Annotated in this window: 21 protein-coding genes; 8 read left to right on the forward strand and 13 right to left on the reverse strand. The window is 72.2% G+C overall.

The annotated features are described in order from the left end of the window. Nucleotides 1–15: 15 nt before the first annotated feature. Genes OG534_RS20280 through OG534_RS20290 form a run of 3 tightly spaced genes read right to left on the reverse strand, consistent with a single transcriptional unit; the run spans nucleotide 16 to nucleotide 2,869 of the window. Nucleotides 16–810: an ABC transporter ATP-binding protein gene (locus OG534_RS20280; protein WP_326589551.1), complete on the reverse strand. Its 795-nt coding sequence runs from the start codon at nucleotides 808–810 to the stop codon at nucleotides 16–18. Further along, the gene (locus OG534_RS20285) at nucleotides 807–1,850 is read right to left on the reverse strand and encodes a FecCD family ABC transporter permease (protein ID WP_326589552.1); all 1,044 of its coding nucleotides are present in this window, start codon (nucleotides 1,848–1,850) and stop codon (nucleotides 807–809) included. The genes OG534_RS20280 and OG534_RS20285 overlap by 4 nt, the downstream gene beginning before the upstream one ends. Then, nucleotides 1,847–2,869 carry a FecCD family ABC transporter permease gene (locus OG534_RS20290; RefSeq protein WP_326589554.1) on the reverse strand — a complete coding sequence of 341 codons (1,023 nt, stop codon included), beginning with the start codon at nucleotides 2,867–2,869 and terminating at the stop codon, nucleotides 1,847–1,849. The genes OG534_RS20285 and OG534_RS20290 overlap by 4 nt, the downstream gene beginning before the upstream one ends. A 103-nt stretch (nucleotides 2,870–2,972) precedes the next feature. Here OG534_RS20290 and OG534_RS20295 point away from each other — a divergent pair, with 103 nt between their 5' ends. Next, complete coding sequence (locus OG534_RS20295) at nucleotides 2,973–3,590, forward strand: HAD family hydrolase (RefSeq protein WP_326589556.1); 618 nt, start codon at nucleotides 2,973–2,975, stop codon at nucleotides 3,588–3,590. Nucleotides 3,591–3,652: 62 nt separating this feature from the next. On the opposite strand, the gene OG534_RS20300 is transcribed toward OG534_RS20295, so the two are convergent. Beyond that, nucleotides 3,653–3,904, reverse strand: coding sequence for a hypothetical protein (locus OG534_RS20300; RefSeq protein WP_326589558.1), 252 nt, complete (start codon nucleotides 3,902–3,904; stop codon nucleotides 3,653–3,655). 179 nt (nucleotides 3,905–4,083) lie between these two features. Between OG534_RS20300 and OG534_RS20305 the strand changes: the two genes are divergently transcribed. Next, nucleotides 4,084–4,467 (forward strand): cold-shock protein, encoded by a 384-nt coding sequence (locus OG534_RS20305; protein ID WP_322975534.1) that lies wholly within the window; start codon nucleotides 4,084–4,086, stop codon nucleotides 4,465–4,467. A gap of 81 nt (nucleotides 4,468–4,548) precedes the next feature. On the opposite strand, the gene OG534_RS20310 is transcribed toward OG534_RS20305, so the two are convergent. From OG534_RS20310 to OG534_RS20325, 4 genes are all read right to left on the reverse strand, one after another. Next, nucleotides 4,549–5,406, reverse strand: coding sequence for a 1,4-dihydroxy-6-naphthoate synthase (locus OG534_RS20310; RefSeq protein ID WP_326589560.1), 858 nt, complete (start codon nucleotides 5,404–5,406; stop codon nucleotides 4,549–4,551). Continuing rightward, nucleotides 5,387–6,118, reverse strand: a complete 732-nt coding sequence (locus OG534_RS20315; protein ID WP_326589562.1) for a futalosine hydrolase — start codon at nucleotides 6,116–6,118, stop codon at nucleotides 5,387–5,389. The genes OG534_RS20310 and OG534_RS20315 overlap by 20 nt, the downstream gene beginning before the upstream one ends. 14 nt (nucleotides 6,119–6,132) lie before the next feature. After that, nucleotides 6,133–6,624, reverse strand: a complete 492-nt coding sequence (locus OG534_RS20320) for a DUF2771 domain-containing protein (protein ID WP_326589563.1) — start codon at nucleotides 6,622–6,624, stop codon at nucleotides 6,133–6,135. Nucleotides 6,625–6,816: 192 nt separating this feature from the next. Continuing rightward, a complete protein-coding gene (locus tag OG534_RS20325; RefSeq protein WP_326589564.1) occupies nucleotides 6,817–8,190 on the reverse strand; it encodes an MFS transporter in 1,374 nt (457 codons plus the stop codon). 327 nt (nucleotides 8,191–8,517) lie between these two features. Between OG534_RS20325 and OG534_RS20330 the strand changes: the two genes are divergently transcribed. Next, complete coding sequence (locus OG534_RS20330) at nucleotides 8,518–9,435, forward strand: DUF3027 domain-containing protein (protein WP_326589566.1); 918 nt, start codon at nucleotides 8,518–8,520, stop codon at nucleotides 9,433–9,435. 198 nt (nucleotides 9,436–9,633) lie between these two features. On the opposite strand, the gene OG534_RS20335 is transcribed toward OG534_RS20330, so the two are convergent. Next, nucleotides 9,634–10,653, reverse strand: coding sequence for a WD40 repeat domain-containing protein (locus OG534_RS20335; RefSeq protein ID WP_326589567.1), 1,020 nt, complete (start codon nucleotides 10,651–10,653; stop codon nucleotides 9,634–9,636). 76 nt (nucleotides 10,654–10,729) lie between these two features. Here OG534_RS20335 and OG534_RS20340 point away from each other — a divergent pair, with 76 nt between their 5' ends. Next, nucleotides 10,730–11,422: a GDSL-type esterase/lipase family protein gene (locus tag OG534_RS20340; RefSeq protein WP_326589569.1), complete on the forward strand. Its 693-nt coding sequence runs from the start codon at nucleotides 10,730–10,732 to the stop codon at nucleotides 11,420–11,422. Nucleotides 11,423–11,481: 59 nt separating this feature from the next. Beyond that, nucleotides 11,482–12,471: an aldo/keto reductase gene (locus tag OG534_RS20345; protein WP_326589570.1), complete on the forward strand. Its 990-nt coding sequence runs from the start codon at nucleotides 11,482–11,484 to the stop codon at nucleotides 12,469–12,471. A gap of 139 nt (nucleotides 12,472–12,610) precedes the next feature. On the opposite strand, the gene thpR is transcribed toward OG534_RS20345, so the two are convergent. From thpR to OG534_RS20360, 3 genes are all read right to left on the reverse strand, one after another. Then, nucleotides 12,611–13,165, reverse strand: a complete 555-nt coding sequence (gene thpR, locus OG534_RS20350) for an RNA 2',3'-cyclic phosphodiesterase (RefSeq protein ID WP_326589571.1) — start codon at nucleotides 13,163–13,165, stop codon at nucleotides 12,611–12,613. A 313-nt stretch (nucleotides 13,166–13,478) separates the two neighbouring features. Continuing rightward, entirely contained in the window at nucleotides 13,479–14,873 is a 1,395-nt protein-coding gene (locus tag OG534_RS20355) for an MFS transporter (RefSeq protein WP_442807112.1), read from the reverse strand. Nucleotides 14,874–14,898: 25 nt separating this feature from the next. Continuing rightward, on the reverse strand, nucleotides 14,899–15,336 hold the full coding sequence (locus OG534_RS20360; RefSeq protein ID WP_326589574.1) for a MarR family winged helix-turn-helix transcriptional regulator: 438 nt from the start codon (nucleotides 15,334–15,336) through the stop codon (nucleotides 14,899–14,901). Between the two features lie 131 nt (nucleotides 15,337–15,467). Between OG534_RS20360 and OG534_RS20365 the strand changes: the two genes are divergently transcribed. Then, nucleotides 15,468–15,650, forward strand: coding sequence for a hypothetical protein (locus OG534_RS20365; RefSeq protein WP_030010567.1), 183 nt, complete (start codon nucleotides 15,468–15,470; stop codon nucleotides 15,648–15,650). Between the two features lie 41 nt (nucleotides 15,651–15,691). Here OG534_RS20365 and OG534_RS20370 read toward each other — a convergent pair whose 3' ends face one another. Continuing rightward, nucleotides 15,692–17,164: an NCS2 family permease gene (locus OG534_RS20370; RefSeq protein WP_326589575.1), complete on the reverse strand. Its 1,473-nt coding sequence runs from the start codon at nucleotides 17,162–17,164 to the stop codon at nucleotides 15,692–15,694. A 128-nt stretch (nucleotides 17,165–17,292) separates the two neighbouring features. Between OG534_RS20370 and OG534_RS20375 the strand changes: the two genes are divergently transcribed. Together OG534_RS20375 and OG534_RS20380 are read left to right on the forward strand one after the other, a co-directional pair. After that, on the forward strand, nucleotides 17,293–17,580 hold the full coding sequence (locus OG534_RS20375) for a DUF2530 domain-containing protein (RefSeq protein ID WP_326589576.1): 288 nt from the start codon (nucleotides 17,293–17,295) through the stop codon (nucleotides 17,578–17,580). A 138-nt stretch (nucleotides 17,581–17,718) separates the two neighbouring features. Then, nucleotides 17,719–20,172 (forward strand): cation-translocating P-type ATPase, encoded by a 2,454-nt coding sequence (locus OG534_RS20380; protein WP_326589577.1) that lies wholly within the window; start codon nucleotides 17,719–17,721, stop codon nucleotides 20,170–20,172. Nucleotides 20,173–20,256 lie beyond the last annotated feature (84 nt).

A 20,256-nucleotide genomic window follows, 5' to 3' on the forward strand; every position in this document is an offset into this window, starting at 1 on the left:
ATTTTGGGGATCCGGCTACCCCCGGCCCGTCCAGGGCGCTCCGGGGACCACCAGCGGGGAGCCCGTGACCGGGTCCGGTATGACGATCGAGGCGAGGCCGAACACCTCGTGGACCAGTTCGGCGGTGACCACCTCCGACGGGGGACCCTCGGCGACCACGCGGCCCGCCTTCATCGCGATCAGGTGGTCCGCGTAGCGCGCCGCCTGGTTCAGGTCGTGGAGGACGGCGACGACCGTGCGGCCCCGGTCGTGGTTGAGGCGGCGGACGAGGTCCAGGACCTCCACCTGGTGGGCGATGTCCAGGAAGGTCGTCGGCTCGTCGAGCAGCAGCAGGTCGGTGTCCTGGGCCAGGGCCATGGCGATCCACACGCGCTGGCGCTGCCCGCCCGACAGCTCGTCCACCGGGCGGTCCGCCAGGTCGGCGACCGACGTGCGGGCCATCGCGTCGGTCACGGCCCGCTCGTCCTCCCTCGACCACTGCTGCCACCAGTGCTGGTGGGGCTGGCGGCCGCGCGCCACCAGGTCGCCGACGGTGATCGCCTCCGGGGCCACCGGGGACTGCGGGAGCAGCCCTATGGTCTGCGCGATCTGCCGGGTGGGCAGCGAGGACAGGGCGGCCCCGTCCAGCAGGACCGCGCCCGAGCGGGGCTTCAGCAGCCGGCCGAGCGCCCGCAGGGTCGTCGACTTGCCGCAGGCGTTCGGCCCGACGATCACCGTCACCTTGCCGTCGGGCACGGCGAGGTCCAGGTCCTCCACCACCACGCGGTCTTCGTAGGCGAGTGTCAGGGCGCGAGCGGAAAGCCGGGTCACCGGTTGCCTCCAGTACGGCTGCGGACGATCAGCCAGATCAGGTACGGGGCTCCGACGGCGGCGGTCAGCACGCCCACCGGGAGCTCGGTCGGCGACAGCAGCCGCCGGGCGAGGAGATCGCCGAACACCACGATCACCGCGCCCGTCAGCGCCGAGCACAGCAGGGGGATCTGCGCGGTCCGCGCCATGCGCCGCGCGATCTGCGGCGCGAGCAGCGCCACGAAGTCCACCGGGCCGGCCGCGCCCGTGGCCACCGAGGCCAGGACCACGCCGAGGGCGATGAGCCCGAGCCGGACCCGGCCCAGACGCACCCCGAGCGCGGTGGCCGTGTCGTCGTCGAGCGCGACCGTGCGCTGCGCCCGCGCCGCCCACAGCACGCCCGGCAGCAGGAGCAGCAGGGTCCAGGCCAGTGGTGCCGCGACGTCCCAGCCGCGGCCGTTCAGGGATCCCGTCATCCAGATCTGCGCCTGCTGGGCGACGAGGTGGTCGCCCTTGGTCATCAGCAGGGTGGTCACCGACCGCAGGGCGATGGCGAAGCCGATGCCGATGAGCACGAACCGGCCCGCGTGCAGACCGCCCCGCCACGCGAAGACGTACACGAGCACGGCCGCGACGAGGCCGCCGAGGACGGAGAGGTACGGGAGCACCGCGTACGAGGTGACGCCGAAGGTCAGCGCCGCCACCGTGACGGCGCTCGCGCCCTGGCTGACGCCGATGATGTCGGGGGAGGCCAGCGGGTTGCGGGCCACGGTCTGGATCAGCGCGCCGGCGACCCCGAAGGCCAGGCCGACGAGCAGCCCGACCGTCATCCGGGGCAGCCGCAGGGTGCCGACGACCAGTTCGTGCGGGGAGGGCCGCCCGAGCAGCACCTTCACGACCTCGCCGGGCGCGACGGTGGATTCGCCCACGGACAGGTAGACGACGCACACGGCGGCCAGCAGCACGGAGAGGGACAGGGCCACGGCCGCGGCCCGGCGGTGCAGCAGGAACGAGCCGCGGCCGGTGCGCACCAGGGTGTGTCCGAAGGGGACGGCGCTCATGCGGCCACCGCCTTGCGGCGGACCAGCACGACGAGGAACGGCACTCCGATGAGGGCCGTCATCACGCCGGCGGGGACCTCGCCCGGCGGCACCACGACCCGTCCGACCACGTCCGCGACGAGCAGCATCACCGGCCCGGTCAGCGCGGCCATCGGCAGGACCCAGCGGTGGTCGTTGCCGACGACGGCCCGGACGATGTGCGGGACGGCGAGCCCGATGAAGGCGATCGGTCCGGCCGCGGCGACGCCCGCGCCGGTGAGCACGGTGGCCCCGAGCCCGCCGATGATCCGGACGGCGGCCACGTTCTGCCCGAGCCCCTTGGCGACGTCCTCGCCGAGCGCCAGGGCGTCCAGGCCGCGCGCCACGCAGACCACGAGTACGGCGCCGACCAGCAGGAACGGCCAGATCTGGTGGATGACCCGGGCGTTCTGCTCGCCGGCCACCGAGCCGACCTGCCAGAACCGGAACTCGTCCAGGGTCGAGGCCTTCGTCGTCAGCACCGCCACGGTGACCGACACGAGCAGCGCGTTGATCGCGGCGCCGCCCAGTGCCAGCTTCACGGGGGTGGCGCCGCCGCGTCCGCGGGAGGCGACGGCGTAGACGGCGACGGAGGCGACCGCGGCGCCCGCGAAGGCGAACCACACGTAGCCGGTCAGCGTGTGCACCCCCGCGAAGGCGATGGCGCAGACGACCGCGACCCCGGCACCCTGGCTGATGCCGAGGATGCCGGGGTCGGCTATCGGGTTGCGGGTGATGCCCTGGAGCACGGTCCCGGCGAGGGCGAGGGCCGCGCCGACCATCAGGGCGATCAGGGTGCGCGGGACGCGCAGGGTGCGTATGACCTCGGCGTCGGGGCTGCTCGCGCCGTGGAACAGCGCGCCCCACACCTCGGCCGGCGGGACGGGGCGGGCGCCGACGGCGAGGGAGAGCACCACCGCGCACATGAGTGCGGCGAGCGCGGCTGCCGTCCACCCGATGCGACGGGTCGTCAGGGCGCGTCGGAGGGCGGGCGCAGACATGTCACCATTTTCACGAATTTGGTAAGGCGGCCCTGAGTGTACGTTCCCCTTGCGGAGGCCTGGAGTCCGCCTCCCGTACGGCCGCCTCGGCACAATGGTGGGTATGAACCTCACAGTCGGCTTCGACCTCGACATGACCCTCATCGACTCGCGCCCTGGAATCAAGGCCGCCTACCAGGCGCTGTCGGCTGAGACGGGCACGTTCATCGACGCCGACGCGGCGGTCACGCGGCTCGGGCCGCCGCTGGACGAGGAGCTGGCGTACTGGTTCCCGGAGGCCGAGATCCCGGCCATGGCGGACCGCTACCGGGAGATCTATCCCACGTACGCCATCGAGCCGACCCCGGCGATGCCCGGCGCCCGCGAGGCGATCGAGGCCGTCCAGGCGCTCGGCGGCCGCGCGATCGTCGTCACGGCCAAGCACGAGCCCAACGCCCGCCTGCACCTGGCGCACCTGGGCATCGAGGCGGACGCGGTCATCGGCTGGCTCTGGGCGGAGGCGAAGGCCGGTGCGCTGCGCGAGTACGGGGCGCAGGTCTACGTCGGCGACCACGTGGGCGACGTACGCGGGGCCCGTACGGCCGGCGCGCTGTCCGTGGCGGTGCCGACCGGCCCGTGCCCGGAGCCGGAACTGCGCGCGGCGGGCGCGGACGTGGTGCTGCCCGACCTCACGGCGCTGCCGCAGTGGCTCGCGCAGTACGTCGCCGCGCAGCCCGTCTAGCGGCCCCGCGCAGTCAGTCCAGGGCCCCCGCGCGGTCCGTCTGGTCGCTGCCGCGCCGCGGCTCAGGCCTGCGAGGCCCGGGCGGCCTTGCGCTGGGCCGCGGCCGAGCGGAGCACGCCCGCCGCGGAGATGGCGAAGCCGACGCCCATGAGCATGCAGACGGCCCACGCGTACGACGGGAACGGGTCGATGTCGAGGAACAGCGGAGCCATGGTCGCCAGTGTGGCCACGGCCCCGGCGATGAACACGATGCCGCCGGCCTTGACGAGTCCGTCGCCGGGCCGCGCTTCGTCGGAATGAGGAGTAACAGTCACCTCACCAGGGTAGTTCCCTGGCCGAAGGCAGCCGACGGTGAAGGACCGGGGAACGTCTTGTCACCCGGCCCCTGACCATTAGCCTTGAGGTGGCGGGTCACACATGGCCCGCTGCGCTGTTGTCCGGAGCCGTAGCACGGCACTTCGGACCCCGACGAGCACAAGGACAGAGGACGGACGTGCCTACCGGCAAGGTCAAGTGGTTCAACAGTGAGAAGGGCTTCGGCTTTCTCTCCCGTGACGACGGCGGCGACGTCTTCGTCCACTCGTCGGTGCTCCCTGCCGGGGTCGACTCCCTCAAGCCCGGCCAGCGCGTCGAGTTCGGTGTCGTCGCGGGTCAGCGCGGTGACCAGGCACTTTCGGTGACGGTACTGGACCCGGCACCGTCCGTCGCGGCGGCGCAGCGCCGCAAGCCCGACGAGCTCGCCTCGATCGTGCAGGACCTCACGACCCTGCTGGAGAACATCACTCCGATGCTGGAGCGCGGCCGCTACCCCGACAAGGTGCACGGCACGAAGATCGCCGGTCTGCTGCGCGCGGTGGCCGACCAGCTCGACGTCTGACCGTCCCGCCGACGCGCGTACGACCGCGCCCCGCCCCTCCGAAGAGCGGCGGGGCGCGGTCGTTTCGCCGACGCGCGGGGCCTACGGGAAGTCGAGCGAGCCCGGCGCGATGGCCGGTACCAGCCCCTCGGCCGCGGCCCGGGTCAGCAGCCCGCGCACCGCCGCGTAGCCGGAGTCGCCGAGGCCGGCGGTGAACTCGTTGACGTAGAGCCCGATGTGCTGGTCGGCGACGGCCGGGTCCAGCTCCTGCGCGTGCGCGCGGACGTACGGGCGGGAGGCCTCCGGGTCGTCCCAGGCCATCCGGACCGACGTCCGGGCCGACTCGGCCAGCGCGCGCAGCCGCTCGGCGCCCAGTGACCGCTTGGCGATGATCGCGCCGAGCGGGATCGGCAGCCCGGTCGTGGACTCCCAGTGCTCGCCCATGTCGGCCAGGCAGTGCAGCCCGTAGTCCTGATAGGTGAACCGGGCCTCGTGGATGACCAGTCCGGCGTCCACCCGGCCGTCGCGGACCGCCGGCATGATCTCGTGGAACGGCAGGACGACCACCTTGCCGACGCCCTCCGGCAGGACGTCCGCCGCCCACAGCCGGAACAGCAGGTAGGCGGTGGAGCGTTCGCTCGGGACGGCGACCGTCTTCCCGGCCAGCTCCAGGCCGGGCTCCCGGGTGAGGACCAGCGGGCCGCAGCCGCGCCCCAGGGCCCCGCCGCAGGGCAGCAGCGCGTACTCCTCCAGCACCCAGGGCAGGACGGCGTACGACACCTTCAGCACGTCCAGCTCGCCGCGCTCGGCCATGCCGTTGGTGAGGTCGATGTCGGCGAAGGTGACGTCGAGGGCGGGCGCTCCCGGGACGCGGCCGTGCGCCCACGCGTCGAAGACGAACGTGTCGTTCGGGCAGGGCGAGTAGGCGATCCTCAGCGGTTCACCGGTGCTGGTGCTCATGGCGTTCTCCCCAGTTCGCGAGTACGGGCCCCAGCACGCGGAAGCCGTCGGCGAGCGCGGCGAGCGCCTCCCCGATCCGCCAGGCGGCACGGTCACGCGGGCCCACGGCGTTGGACACGGCGCGGATCTCCAGTACGGGCAGCCCGTGCGCGGCGGCCGCCTCCGCGACCCCGAACCCTTCCATGGCCTCGGCCCCGGCCATCGGGTGCCGGGCGGCGAGCGCGGCGGCCCGTTCGGCGGTGCCGGTGACGGTGGAGACGGTCAGCACGGGCGCGAGCAGCGCCCCGGTCGCCTCGGCGGCGCGGGCCGCGAGTTCGGGCGGCGGCAGGTGCACGCTGTGCCCGAAGCCGAGCGCCGTCACGTCGAGGAAGCCTTCGGGGGTCTCGGCGCCCAGGTCGGCGGCGACGATCGCGTCCGCGACCACGAGGGAGCCGAGCGGGGCGGCGGGCGCGAACCCGCCGCCGATGCCGGCGGAGACGACGAGGTGGTAGTCGGCGAGGACCAGGGCGGTGGCGGTGCCGGCGGCGGCAGCCGCCGGACCGACACCCCCGACGAGCACGTCGAGGGCGATGCCCGGGAGGTCCCGCCGGGTGGTGCGGTAGCCACCGGGAAGGGTGCGCGGCTCAGGACCGGGAGCGTCCGGATGAGGGGTGAGGCCGGCGACGACGGAGTCTGCCTCCGCCGCCACCGCGGTCACGACGAGCGCGCGCACCGGTGGCCGTCCGGTTACTTGAGCTTGAGGTTGAAGGACCAGACGGCGAGCGGCTTGCCGTCCTCGCCGATCTGGAGGAAGGCGAGCTTCTTCGAGGCGGGGGCCTCGCCCTGGCCGCCCGTCGCGAAGACGTCGGCGCCCGGGAAGCTGCGGTAGGTGTTGGAGGAGGGCTCGGTGATCGGCTGGCCGTCCAGCACCGCCGACCAGCGCCTGCCGTCCTCGACGATCTCGGGCTCGACGCCGAGACGCAGGGTGTCACCCCGGGCGTACTCGACGGTCTTGGGGTTCTTCAGGTTCGTGAGGCACTCCTGAACCTCTTCCAAGGCGAGCTCCTTGCCGTCGTTGTGGCAGGAGGCTTCGGCGGACACCGACGAGGTGCCGACCGTCACGGTCGCCAGCGGTGTCGGCTTCTCGCCGCAGGCGGAGAGGAGGAGGAAGCCGGCGGACACGGCTCCGAGGGCCGCGACGCTGCGGCGGGCCCTACCCGAGAAAAGCGGTGCGGTCATGAGCCGAAGGCTATCGGGCCCCTGGGCTGCGCCGCTGCATGGGGTCCCGGCGGGGGTGTGCGGCGCGGCGCGAAGTCCGGCCGCGGCGCCGTTGCCGGGGCTCCGCCCGGATACGCGCGCTCCGCGCCCGTGCCCTCAAACGCCGGGCGGGCTGGATTTTCCAGCCCCGCCGGCGTTTGAGGCGGCGGGCGGCTATGCCACCCGTGGGCGGGAAGAGGCGGCGGCGGAGTGGCGGGGGGCCGAGAGGACGCCGCGGACGGCCATCGTCGCGCCCAGGGCGACGATGGCCGCGGCCACCGACATGCCCAGTACGCCGTTCAGCGGCAGGGCGATCCCGATCGCACCGCCCAGCACCCAGGCCACCTGGAGCAACGTCTCCGAACGGGCGAACGCCGACGTGCGCACCGCCTCCGGGACGTCCCGCTGGATCATCGCGTCCAGCGACAGCTTCGCCAGCGCCTGGCAGAAGCCCGCCGTCGCGCCCAGCACGGCCATGAACAGCCCGCTGAAGAAGACCGCCGCGAGCACCGCGACGCCCAGGGTCAGGCACAGCACCGCCGCGATGATCGCCTCGGGGGCCCGCGCCCGCAGCCACGCGCCGACCGCCGTGCCGCACGCGTTGCCCACGCCCGCCGACACGCCCACGATCCCCAGCGACACGGCCGCGCTCTGCCCCGCCAGCGGATGCTCCCGCAGCAGGAACGCCAGGAAGAAGATCAGGAACCCGGACAGCCCGCGCATCGCCGCGTTCGCCAGCAGCCCGCACAGCACCGAACGGCTCACCGTCCGCAGCCCCGGCCGCTTCGAGTGCGCCTCGTGCGTGGACAGCCGGGCCCGGCGCTCGCCCTTCGCCTCGTCCACCTTGTGCGGCAGCGTGAAGGCCGCGAAGGCGCCGCACACGAAGATGACCGAGGCCCCGTACAGGGGCCACTGCGGCCCGATCATGTTCAGTCCCGCACCCACCGGCGCCGCCACGCCCGTGGCCAGCAGGCCCGCCAGCGTGACCCGCGAGTTCGCCTTGACGAGTGAGAATTTCGGCGGCAGCAGCCGGGGCACCACCGCGCTGCGCACCACCCCGTACGACTTGGACGCCACCAGCACGCCCAGCGCCGCGGGATACAGCTGTATTCCCCCCGTCGCCACCGCGCCCGACATCGTCACCGCGAGCAGCGCCCGGGCCAGCATCGCGGCCGCCATCGACGCCCGGCGGCCGTGCGGCAGCCGGTCCAGGAGCGGACCGATGACCGGGGCCAGCAGGGTGAAGGGAGCCATCGTGATCGCCAGGTACAGGGCCACCCGGCCGCGCGCCTCGTCCGTGGGGACGGAGAAGAACACCGTCGTGGCCAGCGCGACCGTGATCATCATGTCGCCGGCGCCGTTGATGGCGTGCAGCTCGATCAGCTTGCCGAGACCCGACTCGCCGGCCCCGTGCGCGTGCGTGGCCCGCCGGATCCCCCGCGCCGTACCGGTGAAAGGCCGCTGCAGGGCATGCCCGACAGCCCGGCCGGCCCGCCTGGCCGGTCCCGAGCCGTCGTGGGACGACCGTACGGGTGCCACACTCGACATAGTGCCCCACCCGGCCCTGCCGGGCGCCTCCCGGCGCGTCGCGGAGCCGGTGCCATGTCCGCGAATCGGACCTTGCATGTGTGCCCGAGGCTTAAGAGGAGGTAGCGTGCGTAGCGCGCCACCGGCGGTTGCTCCTGGCCGCGCGCCTCTTCGTGATCCCGCAGAATGGATCGCAGTGAGGTGCGCCCGGAGTCCGATCGGGTGCGGACGTCGACGCGGCCCTCTGGTCCGCTCCGCCCGCGCCACGTACGGACAGCACCGACGGGTCGTTGTGGACGACAGTACGGACGGCGCACACGTGAGACGGCGTAGGAGAGAACGAGACCAGTGAGTGCTGCGACGACGCGAAGCCGTACCCCGCGTACCCCCGACCGCCTGTGCGTCGAGGCGGTAGAACTCGCCCGCGCGGCGGCCGAGGAGGCCGCCTTCCCCGGAGTGGTGGGCGCGCACGTCTCCGCCGTGGCGGAGGGCGACCGCGTCGTCACCCACTTCTTCGAATCCAAGGAACCGGGCTACCGGGGCTGGCGCTGGGCCGTCACCGTGACCCGCGCCTCCCGCGCCAAGAACGTCACGCTCGACGAAACGGTGCTGCTGCCCGGCGACGACGCGCTGCTGGCCCCCGAGTGGGTGCCGTGGAGCGAGCGGCTGCGCCCCGGCGACATGGGCCCGGGCGACCTGCTGCCCACCGACGCCGAGGACCTGCGCCTGGAGCCGGGCTGGTCGGGCGAGGACACCCCGCCGCCGAACTCGGTGGTCTCCACCGAGATGGCCGAACTGGTCGAGGCCGAGGACGCCGACGTCACCGACCGCGCCGTGGTCCCCGTACGGGGCTCCATCACGTCGGTCGCCGAGGAACTCGGCATGCGGCGGGCGCGCGTGCTGTCGCGGTACGGGCTGCACGGCGCGGCCGACCGCTGGGACGACTCCTTCGGCGCGAAGACCCCGATGGCGCAGGCGGCACCCGCGTCCTGCGTCTCCTGCGGCTTCCTGGTGGCCATCGGCGGCTCGCTCGGCCAGGCCTTCGGTGTCTGCGCGAACGAGTTCAGTCCGGCCGACGGCCGCCTGGTGTCGCTGGCCTACGGCTGCGGCGGGCACTCGGAGGCCGCGGTCATGCCGGCGCCGTTGCGGCCCGCGCCGCCGGTGCTCGACTCCATGGCCTCGGACGAATTCATCCTGCGGCCGGCCGCGGACACGGGCTCGGTCCCGGTCTCGGACCTCCCGGCCGCGGACCTCGGCCACTCGTAACAGCCCCGGCCCGCAGCACCGTTCGGGGGCTCCGCCCCCGTACCCCCCGCGCCTCAAACGCCGGCGGGGCTTAAAAAGATCGCCTCGAACGCCGGCGGGGCTGGGGTTGGCCGGCGGGGCTGGATTTTCGCAGCCTCGGCTGCATATCCAGCCCCTCCGGCGTTTGAGGAGCGGGGTGCGGGGCGGAGCCCCGGGCTGTTAGCGGCTTCGCCGGAACAGGCGCTTCGCGGCGAAGACCAGGATCAAACCACCCGCCAGGACCAGCGCCCCCTTGCCGAAGCTGCCCGTCGGCTCCTGCGCGGGCGCCGCTTCCGGCGGGGAGCCCGGCTTCGGAGCGGCGGGGGAGCCGGACGGCGGGGCGGTGGCCGCGGTCACCGGGACCGCGATGACCCGGCTGCCCTCCCCCTCCGCGCCGAACATCAGCGTCGAGCCGTCCGGCGTGTACGTCACCGACTCCGCCTGGCCCTGCCACGGCGCCTCCACCCGTTCGCCCTCGCCCACCGGCCGGCCGTCCTTCCACGGGTAGGTGCGGGCCGTGAAGTAGCCGCGCAGGGTCAGCCCGTTCCCGTCGGGGGAGAACGCCCCGTCCGTCACCCACGGCACGTCGGCGACCCGTCGGAACATGTTCGCGCCGCCCGCCGTCAGCTCCGCGGGACCCTCGTACAGCCCGCCCTTGTTCTCGTCCTTGCTCGCGATGTAGACCCGCCCCGTCACCGGATGGACCATCAGGGCCTCCGCGTTGCGCGGCCCGTCCGCGTACCGCACCGTGAACTGTGCGGCCTTGACCGTGACATCGCCCAGCGCCTTCGGTTCCGGGAAGCGGTAGATCCAGACGTGGTCCCAGGTCCCGTTCTTGTTGTCGCCGATGTCCCCGACGTAGAGCTGCCCGTCCGGCCCCAGCGAGATCGCCTCGACGTCGCGTGGCCTGCCGATGCCCGTCAGCGTCACCCGGGCCACCGTCCTGCCCGTCGCCGAGTCCACCGCGTAGACGTACGGGCCGTCGTCGCTGTCGTTGTGCGTCCAGTACACGCCGGGGTGGACCCGGCTGGCCGCCAGCCCGCTCGACTCCTTGATCCGCGGATCGGAGATGGTGAACGAGGACGGCACGGGGGGCCCCGACGCGGCGGCCGCGCTCGGCAGCACGGCGAGGGCGAGGGCGGAGGCGGCGGCGACGACAACGGCGGCGGAGGCGGCGGCGGACGGCGAGGACAGGCGCATTCCCCCAGCCTGCCAGTACGCGCCCCGTGTCCGGCGTCACAGGCCTTTCTGTCGCGCGATCCGCCATGATGACCGGATGCGTTTCATGTTCGTCGGCGACTCCATGACCATCGGACGCGCCGGCGATTTCACCTGGCGCTACCGGATGTGGCAGCACCTCAACTCGACCTTCGGCGGCCCCTACCGGATCGTCGGTCCGCGCTGCACGCTGTACGACACGCACGCCGACGCGCCCACCAGCCACGCGTACGCCGACCCCGGCTTCCCGGAGCACGCCCGCCGTCACCTGGCCGGCTGGGGCGAGGGCTGGCAGCACATGGCCCCGCTCGTCGGCCCCGCCCTCGCCGACACGGGGGCCGACGTCCTGCTGGTCTCCCTCGGGCTGATCGACCTCGGCTTCTACACCGACGCGGAGCAGACCGCCGCCAACGTCCGCGGCTTCATCGCCGAGGCCCGCGCCGCCCGCCCCGGCGTCCGCATGGTCCTGCTGCCCGTCATCCCGAACAGCCGGGCCGAGGAGGACGCGCCCTTCGCGGCCGAGGTGGCCCGCTTCAACGAGCTCCTCGCGAAGGCGGTCGCCGACCTGACGACCGACGCCTCGCCGATCCTGCTGGCCGCGCGCCCGGCGGCGTACGACATCCACCGGGACACCTACGACGGCACCCACCCCAACGCCTCCGGCGAGCACCGGCTGGCGGGGGAGTTCGCGGCCGTCCTGCACCAGGCGTGGGGGATCGGCGGCCCCTACCGGGCCGAACGGCAGCCGTAACACGCCCTTCACCAAGGGGTCTTGCTTCGAGTGCACTCCAAGCAGTTGGCTAGTGCCCCATGAAGTACACACAGCTCGGACGCACCGGCCTCAAGGTCAGCCGACTCGTACTCGGCACCATGAACTTCGGCCCCCAGACCGGGGAGCCCGAAAGCCACGCGATCATGGACTCCGCACTCGACGCGGGCATCAACTTCCTCGACACCGCCAACGTCTACGGCTGGGGCGAGAACAAGGGCCGCACCGAGGAGATCATCGGCACCTGGTTCGCCCAGGGCGGCGGACGGCGCGAGAAGACGGTGCTGGCGACCAAGGTCTACGGCTCCATGTCCCGCGAGGGCGACACCTGGCCCAACCAGGACCGCCTGTCGGCGCTGAACATCCGGCGGGCCGTCGACGCCAGCCTCAAGCGGCTCCAGACCGACCACATCGACCTCTACCAGTTCCACCACGTGGACCGGCGGACCCCCTTCGAGGAGATCTGGCAGGCCGTCGAGGTCCTGATCCAGCAGGGCAAGATCCTCTACGCGGGCTCCTCCAACTTCCCCGGCTGGAAGATCGCCCAGGCCAACGAGACCGCGGCGCGCACCGGACGGCTCGGCCTGGTCAGCGAGCAGTGCCTCTACAACCTCGCCGAGCGGCGCGCGGAGATGGAGGTCATCCCGGCCGCCGAGGCGTACGGGCTCGGCGTCATCCCGTGGTCCCCGCTCCACGGCGGCCTGCTGGGCGGCGTCATCAAGAAGGAGGTCGAGGGCGGCCGCCGCGCCTCCGGACGGTCGGCGGACGCACTGGCCAGCAGCACGGTGCGGGCGCAGGTGCAGGCGTACGAGGACCTGCTGGACAAGCACGGCCTGGAGCCGGGCGAGGTCGGGCTGGCCTGGCTGCTGACGCGCCCCGGGGTCACCGGGCCGATCGTCGGGCCGCGGACGCAGGAGCAGCTCGACTCGGCGCTGCGCGCGGTGGAGCTGGAGCTCTCGGAGGAGGTCCTGGCGGGCCTGGACGAGATCTTCCCCGGGCCGGGGCCGTCGCCGGAGGCCTTCGCCTGGTAGCTACTGGCCGACGGCAGCCGCCAAGGCCACGACGACGAACATCAGTACGAGCACACCGGCCATCACGCGGTTTCTGGTCTTGGGATCCACCCGTCGAGCCTAACGCGGCCCGGGACCGCTCCCGCACGCGGTAGGGGGGTCAGCCGGCGAGCGGCCAGGACCGGACGGTCTCGTAGCGGGGCTGCTCGCCCGGCACCCCGCTGACGGGCAGGTTGCTGCGGACGAGGCTGAGCGTGTCGACCTGCCAGGGCGTGCCCTCGAAGTCGGCGAGGGCGTCCAGGTACGGGCGCAGCGGGGTGGAGGCGTTGCGGCTGCGGGCCAGGGTGAGGTGCGGGGTGTACCGGCGGTGCTGGTCCATCGGCACCCCGGCTCGCCGGGCCGCGGCGTCGGCCCGCTCGGCGAGCATGCGCAGGGCGGGGAGCTCTCCGGCGGCGCCGACCCACAGGGCGCGGTCGCCGAAGTGCCCGCAGCCGTGCAGGCGCAGCGGGAAGGGGGGTGTGCGGTGGGCTGCGCGCTCCAGGCGGGTGTGGAGCTCGGGGAGCACGTCGTCGCGTACCTCGCCCATGAAGGCGAGCGTGAAGTGCCAGCCCGCTCGCGCGGTCCACGTCAGCCGGTCGTCGTGGACTCCGTCCACGACCCGGGCAAGCTCGGCTACGGCCGCGTCCGGCGGCAGGACGGCTGCGAACAGTCTCATGCGGCGAGCGTAGCCGGGTGCGCCGCCGCTGCGGGGGCTCCGCCCCCGAACCCCCGCGCCTCAAACGCCGGTGGGGCTGAAAAGATCGCCTCAAACGCCGGCGGGGCTGAAAAGATCGCCTCAAACGCCGGCGGGGCTGGGGTCGGCCGGCGGGGCTGGGGTTGGCCGACGGGGCTGGAATTGCGCAGCCTCGGCTGCATTTCCAGCCCCTCCGGCGTTTGAGGAGCGGGGTGCGGGGCGGAGCCCCGGACTTTCAGCCTCGCCGACGTTTGAGGCGCGGGGTCTGGGGCGGAGCCCCGGGAGGACCGCAGGGTCAGGCGACCGGTACCAGTTCGCGGCGGCGCGAGGCGGCCGCGGGGACGAACGTGACCCCGTGCCGACTGACCCGCAGCCGCAGGTTGCCGACCCGCGCCAGGACCACCGCGATCGTCACGGAGGCGGCCAGGGAGATCACGCCGCCCGCGGCCATGCCGATCCGCGCGCCGTACGTGTCCGTGATCCAGCCCAGCAGCGGAGCGCCCAGCGGGGTGCCGCCGGTGAACACCATCATGAACAGGGCCATGACCCGCCCCCGCATCTCCGGGTCCGTCGCCATCTGCACGCTGGAGTTGGCCGTGACGTTGACCGTCAGGCCGAAGATCCCGATGGGTACGAGCAGCGCGGCGAACAGCCAGAAGCCGGGCGCGAAGGCGGTGACCAGCAGCAGGGCCGAGAACAGCACGGCCGCCGCCACGAGCAGCCGCAGCCGGGAGTGCCCGCGCCGGGCGGCGAGCAGCGCGCCCGCCAGGGAGCCGGCGGCGATCAGCGTGTTGAAGAGCCCGTAGGTGCCCGCGTCGCCGTGGAAGACGTCGCTCACGAACGCCGACAGCCAGATCGGGAAGTTGAACCCGAAGGTGCCGATGAAGCCGACGAGGGCGATCGGCCAGATCAGCTCGGGCCGCCCGGCGACGTAGCGCAGGCCCTCGCGCAGCTGGCCCTTGGCGCGGGGCCGGGGCTCGACGGGGTGCAGTTCGCTCGTCCGCATCAGCAGCAGGCCGGCGATGGGCGCGGCGAAGGACAGTCCGTTCAGCAGGAAGGCCCAGCCGGAGCCGACGGCGGTGATCAGCACACCGGCGATCGCCGGGCCGACCAGCCGCGCGGACTGGAAGTTGGCCGAGTTCAGGCTGACGGCGTTGGCCACCTGGTCCTTGCCGACCATCTCGGAGACGAAGGTCTGCCGGGCCGGGTTGTCGACGACGGTGACCATGCCGAGCAGGAACGCGGCGAGGTAGACGTGCCAGACCTGGACCTGTCCCGCGAGGGTGAGGACGGCGAGCGCGACGCCGGTCAGGCCCATCGCGCTCTGGGTGGCGAGCAGCAGCGGCCGCTTGGGCAGCCGGTCCGCGAGGACGCCCCCGTAGAGGCCGAACATCAGCATCGGCAGGAACTGCAGGGCGATGGTGATGCCGACGGCGGAGGCGGAGCCGGTCAGCGAGAGGACCAGCCAGTCCTGGGCGATGCGCTGCATCCAGGTGCCCGTGTTCGAGACGACCTGCCCGGTGGCGAAGAGCCGGTAGTTCCGGATCTTCAGCGAGCTGAACATCCCCCGGCCATTGCCGGGAGGTGCCCCCAGGTTCTTGCCCATGGGTGCCGCGGTCGCGGTGCGCGCGGCGGTAGTGGGGGTGGATATGTGGCCGGGTGCGGAGTCTGCTCCGGTTCCCGTACTCAAAAGCGTTCGCCTCCTGGCGTCGTTCCTACAGGTGCGCGAGCTTCTCCAGGACGGGTGCGGCCTCGCGCAGCTTGGCCCATTCGTCCTCGGTCAGCTCGGCCGCGAGCCCGGCCAGGAAGGCATTGCGCTTGCGGCGGCTCTCTTCGAGCATCGCCTCGGCTTCCTCCGTCTGGCGGACCACCTTCTGGCGGCGGTCGTCGGGGTGCGGTTCCAGCGTGACCAGTCCCTTGGCTTCCAGCAACGCGACGATGCGCGTCATCGACGGCGGCTGGACGTGCTCCCGCCGGGCCAGCTCGCCGGGTGTGGCCTGGCCGCACCGGGCGAGGGTGCCGAGGACCGACATCTCGGTCGGGCTCAGCGATTCGTCGACGCGCTGGTGCTTCAGGCGCCGCCCCAGCCGCATGACGGCGGAGCGGAGGTCGTTCACGGCGGCGGCATCGTCACCTTGGGAAAGGTCATGCATGTCTTTAGAGTAACTCATTACTCTTCCTAAGGAACACCAGTTTTCGGGCGTCACGCATGAGGTCACTCGTACGGGTGAGTCGGCGGCGGAAAGTGACACGCGTACACACCCTCTGCCCCGACTCTTTCGACATGGGGACACATGTGCTGAGCATGCGCATAGACGGGGAGCTCCTCGACAGGCTCCGGATCCATGCCGCCAAACGCGGAATGAGCGTCCAGGACTATGTGGTCCGGACGCTCATTCGCGATGACTTCGACGAGCGCTTCAAGGCGGCCGTCGACGAGACGGAGAAGTTCTACGGGCTGACGTGAGCCCGGTCGGGGCTCGGCTCACGTCGGCCCGGACAGGGCTGCTATCCGAGTCCGAGGGCCGGCATCGCGTAGTAGAAGACGAACACCGCCGACACGACGTACATGGCCACCGGGACCCCACGGCCCCGGCCGGTCGCCAGGCGCAGCGCGCAGAAGCTCACGAAGCCGATGCCGATGCCGTTGGTGATCGAGTAGGTGAAGGGCATCATCACCATGGCCAGGAAGGCCGGGACGGCGATGGTGAAGTCGCTCCAGTCGATGTCCTTGACCGAGCCCGCCAGGATCAGGAAGCCGACCGCCACGAGCGCCGGGGTGGCCGCCTGCGACGGGACCATGGTGGCGAGCGGGGTCAGGAACAGCGCCACGGCGAAGAGGCTGCCCGTCACGACGTTCGCCAGACCCGTACGGGCGCCCTCGCCGACCCCGGCCGTGGACTCCACGAAGCAGGTGGTGGCCGAGGACGAGGTGGCGCCGCCCGAGGCGACGGCCAGGCCGTCGACGAGCAGGACCTTGTTGATGCCGGGGAACTCGCCGCTCTTCTTGTCGATCAGCTTCGCCTCGTCGCCGACGCCGAGGATCGTGCCCATGGCGTCGAAGAAGCAGGACAGCAGCACGGTGAAGACGAAGAGGACGCCGGTCAGCATCCCGACCTTCTCGAAGCCGCCGAAGAGGCTGACCTCGCCGACGAGCCCGAAGTCGGGCGCGGCGACCGGGTTGCCGGGCCACTCGGGGACGGTGAGGCCCCAGCCCGAGTCGGGCAGTCCGACGACCATCTGGACGGCGACCGCGACGACGGTCATGGCCACGATGGAGATCAGGATCGCACCCGGCGTCTTGCGGATCAGCAGGGCGAGGGTGAGCAGCACGCCGATGATGAAGATCAGGACGGGCCAGCCCTCCAGGTGGCCGTTGCCGCCGAGCTGGAGCGGGACCGTGGTGTGCGCGGCGTCCGGGATGCGGGAGACGAAGCCCGAGTCGACCAGGCCGATCAGCATGATGAACAGGCCGATGCCGATGGCGATGCCCTTGCGCAGGCCCAGCGGGACGGCGTGCATGACCCGCTCGCGCAGGCCGGTGGCGACCAGCAGCATCACCACGAAGCCGGCCAGGACCACCATGCCCATGGCGTCGGCCCAGCTCATGCGCGGGGCGAGCTGGAGGGCGACGACGGTGTTCACGCCGAGGCCGGCGGCGAGGGCGATCGGGACGTTGCCGATGACGCCCATGAGGAGGGTGGAGAAGGCGGCCGTCAGGACGGTGGCCGTCACCAGCTGACCGCCGTCGAGCTGGTGCCCGTACATGTCCTTCGCGCTGCCCAGGATGATCGGGTTGAGCACGATGATGTAGGCCATCGCGAAGAAGGTCGCGAAGCCGCCGCGGACCTCGCGGGCGACGGTCGAGCCGCGCTCGGAGATCTTGAAGTAGCGGTCCAGTCCGCCGGAGGGTTCCTGGGGGGAAGGCTCCGGGGCGGTGGCGGTGGCGGTGGCTGCGGGGGCGGGGGCCGGGGTACTCATACGGTCCTCATTGGGTGGTTCATACGAAGAAAATGGGCCACGCCCAAACCGTTTCAGTATGAACACATGAACGAAAGGGCGTCCATCTCCGCGCGTAGACCACGAATCCGCGCGCCTAGACTTGCCGCATGGCGAAATGGACTGCGAAGCATGAGGCACCCGAGCCCCTGGAGGGTCCGGTCGTCGCGACCGTCACGGGTGGCACGATCCTGTGGTTCGCCCTCTTCGTGGTCCAGCTCCCCTTCTACGGGTGGTTCGCCGACCGCGGCCAGCTGTGGTGGGTCTGGACCTGCGCGGCCGGCGGCTTCCTCGGCCTGATCGGCATCTGGTACGTCCGCGGCCGCGACGCCGCGCTCAAGCGCCACGCGGCCGAGGCCGAGGCGGCGGCCGCTGAGCGGGCCGAGCGGAACGAGTAGCCGGGCCCTGCCCCTGCCCAGCTGCCCCTGCCCAGCGAGTGGCCGGGCCCTACCCAGGGACGATCCGGGTCATCCCGAGGTCGGATCTTCCCGCCGCTCGGGGGGTGAACCGTTCGAACCCCCTCTAACGTCGGAGGCATGACGCAGCGGGCGAAGATCGATCAGGACGGGCCGGAGCGAGGCGGCGCCGCCATCGACGCGGGGGCGGAACTGGACCCAGTACATCCGGTGCAGCCGCCCGCGCCCCGGTTCAAGCCGGGCGGGCTGAGCACCGCCGAGGTGGCCGAACGCGTCGCGAGCGGAGAGGTCAACGACGTCCCGGTCCGCTCCTCGCGCTCCACCACCGACATCGTCCGCGGCAACGTCTTCACCCGGTTCAACGCGATCATCGGCGTGCTCTGGGTGATTATGCTCATCGTCGCGCCGATCCAGGACAGCCTCTTCGGCTTCGTGATCATCGCGAACACCGGGATCGGCATCATCCAGGAACTGCGCGCCAAGAAGACCCTCGACGGCCTCGCCGTCATCGGCGAGGCCAAACCGAGCGTGCGCCGCGACGGCAGGACCGCGGAGATCTCCACCTCCGAGATCGTCCTCGGCGACGTCATCGAACTCGGCCCCGGCGACAAGGTGGTCGTCGACGGATCCGTCGGCGAGGCCGACGGCCTGGAGATCGACGAGTCCCTGCTCACCGGCGAGGCCGACCCGGTCCTGAAGAAGCCCGGCGACCAGGTCATGTCCGGCTCCTTCGTCGTCGCCGGCGGTGGTGCGTTCACCGCCACCAAGGTCGGCCGCGAGGCCTACGCCGCCCAGTTGGCCGAGGAGGCCTCCCGCTTCACGCTCGTCCACTCCGAGCTGCGCTCCGGCATCTCCACCATCCTCAAGTACGTCACCTGGATGATGATCCCGACCTCGATCGGCCTCATCATCAGCCAGCTGATCGTCAAGGACAACAACCTCAAGGACTCCATCGCCCGGACCGTCGGCGGCATCGTCCCGATGATCCCCGAGGGGCTCGTCCTGCTCACCTCCGTGGCCTTCGCGATCGGTGTCATCCGGCTCGGCCGCAAGCAGTGCCTGGTGCAGGAGCTGCCCGCCATCGAGGGCCTCGCCCGGGTCGACGTGGTCTGCCTCGACAAGACCGGCACCCTCACCGAGGGCGGCATGGACGTCACCGAGCTCCGACCGCTCGGCGGCGCGGAGACGGAGTACGTCAAGAAGGTGCTCGGCGCCCTCGGCGAGTCCGACCCGCGTCCCAACGCGAGCCTCCAGGCGATCATCGACGCCTACCCCGCCAGCGCGGAGTGGCGCTGCACCGAGTCCCTGCCCTTCTCCTCCGCCCGCAAGTACAGCGGCGCCAGCTTCAGCGAGGGCGACGGCGAGAACAACACCTGGCTGCTCGGCGCCCCCGACGTCCTGCTGCCCGCCGGGGACCCGGCCCTCGACGAGATCACCGACCTCAACGAGCAGGGCCTGCGGGTCCTGCTGCTGGCCCGCTCCGGCCGCGAGCTGGACGACGCGGCCGTCGCCACCGGGGTCAGGCCGACCGCCCTGGTCGTCCTGGAACAGCGGCTGCGCCCCGACGCCGCCGACACGCTGCGCTACTTCGAGGACCAGGACGTCAAGGCGAAGGTCATCTCCGGCGACAACGCGGTCTCCGTCGGCGCGGTCGCCGGCAAGCTGGGGCTGCCGGGCGCGGAGAACACCATCGACGCGCGGAGGCTCCCCGCCGAACGGGACGAGATGGCGAAGGTCCTCGCCGCCAACTCGGTCTTCGGCCGCGTGACCCCGCAGCAGAAGCGCGACATGGTCGGGGCCCTGCAGTCCAAGGGCCACACGGTCGCCATGACGGGCGACGGCGTCAACGACGTGCTCGCCCTCAAGGACGCGGACATCGGCGTGAGCATGGGCTCCGGCTCGGAGGCCACCCGCGCCGTCGCGCAGATCGTCCTCCTCAACAACAGCTTCTCGACCCTGCCGTCGGTGGTCGCCGAGGGCCGCCGGGTCATCGGCAACATCACCCGCGTCGCCACCCTCTTCCTCACGAAGACGGTCTACTCGGTGCTGCTGGCCATCCTGGTGGTCTGCTCGCAGGTCGAGTACCCCTTCCTGCCCCGCCACCTGACGCTGCTGTCCACGCTCACCATCGGCATCCCGGCCTTTTTCCTGGCCCTGGCCCCGAACAAGGAACGCGCGAAGCCGCACTTCGTGAAACGGGTGATGCGGTACGCGATCCCCGGCGGCGCGATCGCGGCCACGGCCACCTTCGTGACGTACCTGGTCGCCCGCCACTACTACACCGGCCCCGACGCCCTGAAGGCCGAGACCAGCGCGGCGACGCTCACGCTGTTCCTGACCTCCATGTGGGTACTGGCGATCATCGCCCGCCCGTACACGTGGTGGCGGGTGGCCCTGGTCGGCGCGATGGGCGGGGCGTTCCTGATCGTCCTCGTCGTGCCGTGGCTGCAGGAGTTCTTCCAGCTCAAGCTGGAGGGCACCACGATGCCGTGGATCGCGGTGGCGATCGCGGCGGTCGCGGCGACGCTGATCGAGTTCACCTTCAGATGGGTCGACCGGAAGTTCCCGGCCTAGCCGGCGGACGCGCTGAGCACCGACGAACACCGGCTCCGCGGGAGCCTCTCGCACCCGCGGAACCGGTGGACATCGTTCGCTCAG

The sequence above is a fragment of the Streptomyces sp. NBC_01294 genome, assembly GCF_035917235.1.
Classification (GTDB): domain Bacteria; phylum Actinomycetota; class Actinomycetes; order Streptomycetales; family Streptomycetaceae; genus Streptomyces; species Streptomyces caledonius.